This window comes from Streptomyces sp. NPDC001480 (genome assembly GCF_042894725.1).
Classification (GTDB): Bacteria; Actinomycetota; Actinomycetes; order Streptomycetales; family Streptomycetaceae; genus Streptomyces.
This window is the reverse complement of record NZ_JBIAVX010000001.1, coordinates 302,132-311,238: the sequence shown is the minus strand read 5'-3', so window position 1 is coordinate 311,238 and position 9,107 is coordinate 302,132. Positions and strand designations below refer to the sequence as shown.

The window sequence follows — 9,107 nt, the reverse complement described above, 5'->3', positions numbered from 1 at the left end:
GCTGCTGGGGGAGTGTGGTGCGGGTGTGGGGGTGGCGTGTCGTCGTGGGTGGCCCCGTCGGCAGGCGGTGCGTGGCCGTGCCACCGTCCGCGCCGGCCCGGGACGGCCGCCGCCGCGGGAGTGCCGTGTGGGCGCCGGGCAGTGTGTCGCCATGGTTGACCCCGGCGGCGGGCGGGTCGTCATTGCGGCCGCCCCGAGGGCCGTGCCCACCGTCCGCTCCGGCGGGTCGGTCGGCTCGCCGCGGGTGTCACACCGGCAGCAGCCGCCCGATCAGCCCGCCGAGCTGCCGGGCGGTGCGGCACTCGTGCATCTCGACCAGCTCGGCGTAGGCGGGCGCGGCCGAGTCGCCCGTGCCCCACTGGGGGCGTGGCTCGGGGTTGAGCCAGTAGAAGCGGCGGGCCCGTGCGGCGACGTGGCGTACGGCGGCCAGGTTCGGGTCGCTCATGTTGGTCCGGGCGTCACCGAGGACGAACACGGTGGTGCGCGGGCCGACCGCGTCGCCGTACCGCTCCGCGAACTCGCCCAGGGCCACGCCGTAGTCGCTGCTGCCGTGCCAGCCGGTGAGGGTGGCCTCGGCACGGATGCGCGCGCCGAGACCCTCGGGGTCGGCGGCGCCGTGTTCGAGCAGCCCGGTCACCTCGTCGAGCCGGTTGACGAAGGCGAACACCCGCACCTTGCTGAACTGGTCGTGCAGCGCCTGCACCAGCAGCATCGTGAAGTCCGAGAAGCCCGACACCGAACCCGACACATCGCACAGCAGCACCAGTTCCGGCCGGACCGGACGGCGCCGGCGCAGCACCGGATTCATCGGCACCCCGCCGGTCGACAGCGATCCGCGCAGTGTCCGCCGCAGATCGATGCTGCCCCGCGCGGCCCGGCGCCGCTTCGCCGCGAGGCGGGTGGCGAGCTTGCGGGCGAGCGGCTGAACCGTCCTTCGCAGCTCGGCGAGTTGGAGCTTCCCGGCGTACAGGAAGTCCACCCGGTCGGGCGTCGTGGCCACTGCTCGCCGGGCGAGCTCGTCCCGGTCCCGCTGCTCGGCGATCCGTCGCCGCGCCTCCACGGCCACCATCCCGCGGAACGCCTCGATCCGCCGCCGGATCTCGTCGTCGAGCAACCGGTCAGTGAACCCCGACGCCCCGTCCCGTGCCCGCACGCTCTCGCGGACCCGCGTCAACAGCGTCTGCGGACGCAGCCACTCCAGGGTCTGGTACGAGGACCAGCCCCGTGATTCCGGCGAGTTTCCGTATCCGCCGAACCCGTCGACCGCCTCCGACGCCAACTGCCTCATCAGCGCGGCATCGTCGGCCGCCAGCGCCGCCGTGAGCCGGTCGCGCAGCTCCTCCCGGCCCGCGCGCTCGCCCTCCGGCGCGCCGATGCCCCGCGGAAAGTACAGGTCGAAGACGGGGTCGAACACCTGCCGCTGGGCCGGACCGTGCAGCAGCGTCGCCGCCAGCCCCTCCCGCAGCAGCTCACGGTCCGCGAGCCCCAACGCCGCCACCGCCTCGGCCGCGTCCACGGTCTCGCCGGTGCCGATCCGCATGCCGTGCGCGCGCAACGCCGACACCAGCGAGGTGAGCCGCTCCGCGACGCCGGGCGCGCTCACACGGCGTCCAGGTCGAGCTTGGCCGCCGCCTTCAGGACGTCGTCCTGGTGCTTGAGGAGGACGCCCAGGGTGTCCCGTACGACGGTCTCGTCCAGGGTGTCGGCGCCGAGCGCCAGGAGAGTGCGGGCCCAGTCGATGGTCTCCGCAACCGAGGGCACCTTGCGCAGGTCCATGGCGCGCAGCGCGCCGACCACCCGCACCACCGACTCGGCCAGCGCCTCGTCGAGCCCCGGCACCTTCAGCCGTACGATGCGCCGTTCCAGCTCTTCCTCTGGGAAACCGATGTGCAGGAACAGGCAGCGGCGGCGCAGCGCCTCCGACAGCTCGCGGCTGGCGTTGGAGGTGAGCAGGACGAACGGACGCCGGGTCGCGGTGACCGTGCCCAGCTCGGGCACGGTCACCTGGAAGTCGCTGAGCACCTCCAGCAGCAGCCCCTCCACCTCGACGTCCGCCTTGTCGGTCTCGTCGATCAGCAGCACCTTGGGCTCGTCGCCGCGGATGGCCGTCAGCAGGGGCCGGGGCAGCAGGAACTCCTCGCTGAAGATGTCCGTGCGCGCCTCGTCCCAGGTCTCGCCCTGGCCCGCGCTGATGCGCAGCAGCTGCTTGGCGTGGTTCCACTCGTACAGCGCCCGCGACTCGTCGACGCCCTCATAGCACTGCAACCGCACCAACCGCGCCCCCGCGACCTCGGCCACGGCCTTCGCGAGCTCGGTCTTGCCCACCCCGGCCGGGCCCTCCACCAGCAGCGGCTTGCCCAGCCGGTCGGCGAGGAAGACGGTCGTGGCGACGGCGGGTGAGGCCAGGTAGCCGGTCTCGGCCAGGCGGGCGGAGACGTCGTCGACGGATGTGAACAACGGGGCCTCCGGGTGCGGGTCGTGCGTCGGGTACCGGGCTCCTATCTAAGCGCTTGTTCACCCAGCCTGTCACGGGTTTTCCCTGTGCACCCCGTCACCGGCCCAGGCCCACCAGCACGACCTCCAGCGTCCGCGGCCCGTGCACGCCCTCCACCCGGTCCAGTTCGATGTCGCTGGTCGCCGACGGACCGGAGACCCAGGTCAGCGGGCGGGTGGGGTCGAGGCGTTCGAGGGCTTGGGGGACGGAGGCGACGACCTGGTCGGGGACGCGGACGACGCAGATGTGGTGGTCGGGGATCAGGGTGATCCGGCGGCGGCCCTGGTCGGGGGAGCCGTCCAGGACGATCGTGCCGGTCTCGGCCACGGCCACCGCGCAGCCGGTGACCACGCTGTCGACCCGGTCCAGCTCGTGCGGGGTGCTCTCCGCGCGGTCCGCGACCTGCTCCACGTCGACGCCTTCGAGCCAGGCCGCGTCCGGACCCGGCGGGACCAGCACCGTCTTCGAGCCCCGCTCGGCCAGCAACCGGCCCACTGTCACGGCCAGTTGGCCGACCGTGCACCGGTGTACGAGCGCCCGGTAGTCCGCCAGGTTCTCGGCGAGCAACTCCACCGTCTCCTCGACGCTCCGCCCGCCGTGCTCGCGCAGGTAGTCGCGCGGAACCGCCCGCTCGTACGGTGTGTCGTCCGCGGGTACGTCAGCGAGTGCCCGGCGTACCCGGCCCAGGATCCGGTCCCTGCTGCTCACTTCGCGCCGTCCTTTCCACCTCGTGTGCGCTGCCACCAGTCGCGGAACGGCTCCTCCGGTACGGCCGGCAGATCCCGCGTCCCGCTCCACGCCCGGCCCGGGCCCGGCAGCGTACGGGGGTGCAGACGGCGGGTGCGCGAGGCGAGCCGCTGCCCGGTACGCAGGGCGCCCGGATGCGTGAACGCCCAGCGGGCCGCCCGCATCGCCGCGCGCTCGGCGGCATGGCCCTTCGCGGGCTGGAGCACCACCTTGTTGCCCTCCCGCGTCACCGTCCCGCCCTCGACGACCCGCTCCCGCAGGTGCACCAGCACCTCGGGGATGTCGATGGCGACCGGACAGACCTCGTAGCAGGCGCCGCACAGGGAGGACGCGTAGGGCAGGGAGGCGTCGATCTCGCTGCCCGTTCCCCTCAGTTGGGGGCTGAGGATCGCGCCGATGGGGCCGGGGTAGACCGAGCCGTAGGCGTGGCCGCCCGCCCGCTCGTACACCGGGCACACGTTGAGGCAGGCCGAGCAGCGGATGCAGCGCAGCGCCTGGCGGCCGACCTCGTCGGCGAGGGTGTCGGTGCGGCCGTTGTCGAGGAGGACCAGGTGGAAAGTGCGCGGGCCGTCAGCCGTCTCGGAGTCCGTGGTGCCGGTCCACATGCTCGTGTACGGGTTCATGCGCTCGGCCGTCGAGGAGCGGGGGAGCGTCTGGAGGAAGACCTCCAGGTCCCGCCAACTCGGCACGACCTTCTCGATGCCGACCACCGAGATCAGCGTCTCGGGCAGGGTCAGGCACATCCGGCCGTTGCCCTCGGACTCGACGACCACGAGCGTGCCGGTCTCCGCGACCATGAAGTTGGCGCCGGAGACGCCGACCTTGGCCCGCAGGAACTTCTCCCGCAGGTGCAGCCGTGCCGCCTCCGCGAGTTCGGCGGGCGTGTCCGTCAGGCCCTCGGGGGCCGGCCGGCCCCACTCCTTCATCTCGCCGCGGAAGATGTCCCGGATCTCGCCCCGGTTGCGGTGGATGGCGGGGACGAGGATGTGCGAGGGCCGGTCCTTGCCCAACTGCACGATCAGCTCGGCGAGATCGGTCTCATAGGCGCGGATGCCCTCCGCTTCGAGGAACTCGTTGAGCCCGATCTCCTGCGTGGCCATCGACTTGACCTTGACGACCTCCGTCTCGCCGGTGGCCTTGACCAGGGCTGCGACAATCCGGTTGGCCTCGTCGGCGTCGGCCGCCCAGTGGACGGTGCCGCCCGCCGCCGTGACCGACTCCTCCAACTGCACGAGGTAGCGGTCCAGGTGACGGAGCGTATGGTCCTTGATCCGTTTTCCGGCCTCGCGCAGCTCCGCCCAGTCGGACACCTCCGACACGGCCTTCGCCCGCTTGGCGCGGATGGTGTGGGTGGCGTTCCGGAGGTTGCCGCGCAGGGTCCGGTTGCCGACGGCTTCCCTCGCGGCCTCCGGGAACGCCGGGTGGGTGGGTGGGGGAAACACAGGCATCCCCACGAACGTTCCGCTCATACGGCCGGTTCCTCCTCCGTGCTCGCCAGGATCTCCGCGATGTGCACCGGCCGCACGCCCGACCTGAGCCGGGTCATGGTCCCGCCGATGTGCATCAGGCAGGAGTTGTCGGCCGCGCACAGCACCTCCGCTCCCGTCGACTCGGCGCCTCGCACCTTGTCCGCGCCCATCGCCGCCGACACGTCGGAGTTCTTCACCGCGAACGTCCCGCCGAAGCCACAGCATTCGTCGGCACCGGGCAACTCCACCAGCTCCAGCCCCCGCACGGCCTGGAGCAGCCGCCGGGGACGGTCCCCGAGACCCAGACCGCGCAACCCGTGGCAGGTGGGGTGGTACGTCACCTTGTGCGGGTAGTACGCCCCGACGTCCGTCACCCCCAGCACGTCCACCAGGAACTCCGTGAGTTCGTACGTCTTCGGTACCACCGGCGCCAGCACGGCCGCGAGCCCGTCCCCGCGGCCCTCGGCTCGGGCCCGCTCACCCATGCGCGGATACAGCTCCCGCACCATCGCCCCGCACGACCCGGAGGGCGTCACGATCGCCTCGTACTCCCGGAAGACATCGGAGAAATGCCGGGCGAGCGGCTCGGCCTCATGGCGGTAGCCGGTGTTGTAGTGTGCCTGCCCGCAGCAGGTCTGGGCCATCGGGAAGTCGACCTCGACGCCCAGTCTGGTCAGCAGTTTCACCACCGCCCGGCCGGTGTCCGGATAGAGCGTGTCGTTGACACAGGTCAGGAACAGGGCGACACGCATCGCGGCTCCTTGGGGTCGGTCATCGGACGAGTGAAGCGTAGTGGGCGAGAGAAGGGCGGGGGAGCCCCCGGCTCACGGCGTGGCGAGCCGGGCCTGGGCCCGCCGCCACCGCGCCGGGTCGCCCTGTGGCTCGTACCGCGTCAGCGGCTGGGTACGCACCAGCAGCCGCCGCATGCCGGCGAGGTCACCGGCCGCCCCGTGCGCCCGCGCCTGCACCAGCACGTTGCCGAGCGCGGCGGCCTCCGCGGGTCCGGCGACCACCGGCAGCCCGCAGGCGTCGGCGGTGAGCTGGCACAGCAGCGCGTTGCGGGTGCCGCCGCCGACGATGTGCACCACGTCGACGGGGTGCCCGGCCAGCCGCTGGGCGTCCTCGACGGCCAGCCGGTGGGCGAGCGCGAGGGAGTCGAGGATGCACCGCGTCACCTCGCCCCGGCTCTCCGGCACCGGCTGACTGGACGCCCGGCACGCCTCGGTGATCCGCTCCGGCATCCGGCCCGGCGCCAGGAAACCGGCGTCCCCGGCGTCCACCACCGACCGCAGCGCGGGCACGGCGGCCGCCTCGCGCAGCAGTCCGCCGAGATCCGGGTCGCCCCAGGCCCGTACGCACTCCTGGAGCAGCCACAGCCCCATGATGTTGCGCAGGTAGCGGACCGTGCCGTCCAGCCCGAGCTCGTTGGTGAAGTTCGCCGCCCGGCTCTCCTCGCTGAGCACCGGCTTCGTCAGCTCCAGCCCGGCCAGCGACCAGGTGCCGGTGCAGATGTAGGCGAACCGCTCGCCCTCGGCGGGCACGGCGGCCACCGCGGAGGCGGTGTCGTGCGAGCCGACGGCGGTCACCGGCACCGGCCCGGCCAGCCCGGTCTCCTCCAGTACCTCCGCCCGCAGCAGCCCCGCCGCGTCCCCCGGCTGCCGCAGCGGCGCGAACAGACCGAGGTCGATGCCCAGCCGGGCGGCGACCTCGTACGACCAGTCGCGGGTACGCGGGTCGATCAGCTGGGTGGTGGAGGCGTTGGTCAGTTCCGTGCCCTGCTCGCCGGTCAGCCAGTACGTCAGCAGATCCGGAATCAGCAACAGCCGCTTGGCAGCGCCCAGTTGGGCAGTGGAGCGGGCGGCCGTCAGCTGGTACAGGGTGTTGAAGGGGGCGTACTGGAGGCCGGTCGCCGCGTACAGCTCGGCGGCGGGCACGCTCGCCCACACCTTCTTGGCGACGCCCTCCGTACGGGCGTCGCGGTAGTGCACGGGGTTGCCCAGCAGGGCCCCGTCGGCGTCCAGCAGGCCGTAGTCCACCGCCCAGCTGTCGATCCCGACGGAATCGAGCCGCCCCCCGCATCCGGCGCCGGCCGCCCGCAGCCCGTCCAGCAGTCCCGCGTAAAGCCCGAGCACGTCCCAGCGCAGCCCCTCGGGCACCCGCACCGGCCGGTTGGGGAAACGGTGCGCCTCGCTGAGCTCCAGCGAGTCGGGGCCGACGCGGCCGACCATGACGCGCCCGCTGGACGCGCCGAGGTCGACCGCGGCGTACGACTTCACGGCGGCGCTCATCGCAGGAACGCGGCCGCCACACCCGCGTCGACGGGGATGTGCAGTCCCGTGGTGTGCGTGAGGTCCCCGCCGGTGAGCGCGAAGACGGCGTTCGCCACGTGCTCGGGCAGCACCTCCCGCTTGAGGATGGTCCGCTGCGCGTAGAACTCGCCCAGCTTCTCCTCCTCCACCCCGTACACGGCGGCCCGCTGCGCCCCCCAGCCGCCCGCGAAGATCCCGGAGCCGCGCACCACCCCGTCCGGGTTGACCCCGTTGACCCGGATCCCGTGCTCGCCGAGTTCGGCGGCCAGCAGCCGCACCTGGTGGGCCTGGTCGGCCTTGGTGGCGGAGTAGGCGATGTTGTTCGGCCCCGCGAAGACGGCGTTCTTGGACGCGATGTAGACGATGTCGCCGCCCAGTCCCTGCGCGGTCATCACCCGGGCCGCCTCCCGCGACACCAGGAACGAACCTCGGGCCATGATGTCGTGCTGGAGGTCCCAGTCCTTCGCCGAGGTCTCCAGCAGCGGCTTGGAGATGGAGATGCCGGCGTTGTTGACCACCAGGTCCACGCCGCCGAAGGCGAGCACCGCCGCCTTGAAGGCCCCGGCGATCTGCTCCTCGGACGTGACGTCCACGGTCACGGCGACGGCCCTGTCCGCCCCGCCCAGCTCCTCGGCCACCGCGGCCGCGTTCTCGGCGTCGAGATCGGCGACCACGACGCACGCGCCCTCGGCCACCAGCCGATGGGCGATGGCCTTCCCGATCCCGCTGCCCGCGCCCGTCACCAGCGCCACCCGGGTCGCCAGCGGCTTGGGCCTCGGCATCCGCCGGAGCTTGGCCTCCTCCAGCGACCAGTACTCGATACGGAACTTCTCCGACTCCTCGATCGGCGCGTACGCCGACACCGCCTCGGCGCCCCGCATCACGTTGATCGCGTTGACGTAGAACTCGCCGGCCACCCGAGCGGTCTGCTTGTCCTTGCCGAAGGAGAACATGCCGACCCCCGGCACGAGCACGATCGCCGGGTCGGCGCCGCGCATGGCGGGGGAGTCGGGCAGAGCGTGCCTCTTGTAGTAGGCGGCGTACTCCTCGCGGTACTCCGCGTGCAGTTCCTTCAGCCGCGCGACCGCCTCGTCCAGCGGAGCCGTGGGCGGCAGGTCCAGCACCAGCGGACGCACCTTGGTCCGCAGGAAGTGGTCCGGGCAGGACGTCCCCAGCGCGGCGAGCCGCGGATGCTCGGCCCGCGCGAGGAAGTCGAGGACCACCTCGCTGTCGTCGAAGTGCCCGACCTGCGCCCTGTCCCGGGAGGCGACCGCCCGGACGTACGGCGCCAGGGCCGCCGCCCGCTCCCGCCGCCCGCCCTCGTCCAGCCCCTCGTACCCCTCGACGACCCCCCCGAAGGGCTCGGCCTTGCCGCGCTCCCTCAGGAACGCCTCGGCGGTACGGATGATGTGCAGCGAGTTCCGCTCGCACTCCTCGGACGTGGCACCCCACGCGGTGATCCCGTGCCCGCCGAGCACACACCCGACGGCCTGCGGATTGGCCTCCTTGATCGCAGCGATGTCCAGCCCCAGCTGGAAGCCCGGCCGCCGCCACGGCACCCACACCACGGTGTCCCCGAAGCACTCGGCGGTCAGCTTCTCCCCGTCCGCCGCACACGCCAGCGCGATACCGGAGTCCGGGTGCAGATGGTCCACGTGCGGCGCGTCCACCAGCCCGTGCATCGCCGTGTCGATGGAGGGAGCCGCCCCGCCCTTGCCGTGCAGGCAGTAGTCGAACGCGGCGACCATCTCGTCCTCCCGCTCGACGCCCGGGTAGACGTCGGCGAGTGCCCGCAGCCGGTCCAGCCGCAACACGGCCAGCCCGGCCTCGGTGAGCGTGCCGAGATCGCCGCCCGACCCCTTCACCCACATGAGCTCCACGTCCCCGCCGGTCACGGGGTCGGTGTCGGTGCCCTTGGCGGAGGCGTTGCCGCCGGCGTAGTTGGTGTTCCGGGGATCGGAGCCGAGCCGGTGGGACCGGGCGAGAAGGGCGGCGGCTTCGGGGTGGGGCGACATGGAAGGTCCTGACTCTTCGAACTGACGTGAGGGAAGCGCGCCCCACAGGGGCGCGGGGCTGTATCGATGTGCG

General features: G+C 72.7%; 7 protein-coding genes. All 7 read right to left on the bottom strand.

Annotated features, from left to right (window positions below; all coding sequences use genetic code 11):
* Positions 1 to 247: 247 nt before the first annotated feature.
* On the bottom strand, positions 248 to 1,540 hold the full coding sequence (locus tag ACFY01_RS01450) for a VWA domain-containing protein (protein ID WP_390734019.1): 1,293 nt from the start codon (positions 1,538 to 1,540) through the stop codon (positions 248 to 250).
* Between the two features lie 59 nt (positions 1,541 to 1,599).
* Positions 1,600 to 2,457, bottom strand: a complete 858-nt coding sequence (locus tag ACFY01_RS01445; RefSeq protein ID WP_390733573.1) for an AAA family ATPase — start codon at positions 2,455 to 2,457, stop codon at positions 1,600 to 1,602.
* Positions 2,458 to 2,551: 94 nt separating this feature from the next.
* Positions 2,552 to 3,202: a lactate utilization protein C gene (locus ACFY01_RS01440; protein WP_390733572.1), complete on the bottom strand. Its 651-nt coding sequence runs from the start codon at positions 3,200 to 3,202 to the stop codon at positions 2,552 to 2,554.
* Positions 3,199 to 4,710 carry a LutB/LldF family L-lactate oxidation iron-sulfur protein gene (locus ACFY01_RS01435; RefSeq protein ID WP_390733571.1) on the bottom strand — a complete coding sequence of 504 codons (1,512 nt, stop codon included), beginning with the start codon at positions 4,708 to 4,710 and terminating at the stop codon, positions 3,199 to 3,201. The genes ACFY01_RS01440 and ACFY01_RS01435 overlap by 4 nt, the downstream gene beginning before the upstream one ends.
* Positions 4,707 to 5,462, bottom strand: coding sequence for a (Fe-S)-binding protein (locus tag ACFY01_RS01430; RefSeq protein WP_390733570.1), 756 nt, complete (start codon positions 5,460 to 5,462; stop codon positions 4,707 to 4,709). Before ACFY01_RS01430 ends, ACFY01_RS01435 begins: the two co-directional genes overlap by 4 nt.
* A gap of 72 nt (positions 5,463 to 5,534) precedes the next feature.
* Positions 5,535 to 6,998: a rhamnulokinase family protein gene (locus tag ACFY01_RS01425; protein WP_390733569.1), complete on the bottom strand. Its 1,464-nt coding sequence runs from the start codon at positions 6,996 to 6,998 to the stop codon at positions 5,535 to 5,537.
* A complete protein-coding gene (locus tag ACFY01_RS01420) occupies positions 6,995 to 9,034 on the bottom strand; it encodes a bifunctional aldolase/short-chain dehydrogenase (RefSeq protein ID WP_390733568.1) in 2,040 nt (679 codons plus the stop codon). Before ACFY01_RS01420 ends, ACFY01_RS01425 begins: the two co-directional genes overlap by 4 nt.
* Positions 9,035 to 9,107 lie beyond the last annotated feature (73 nt).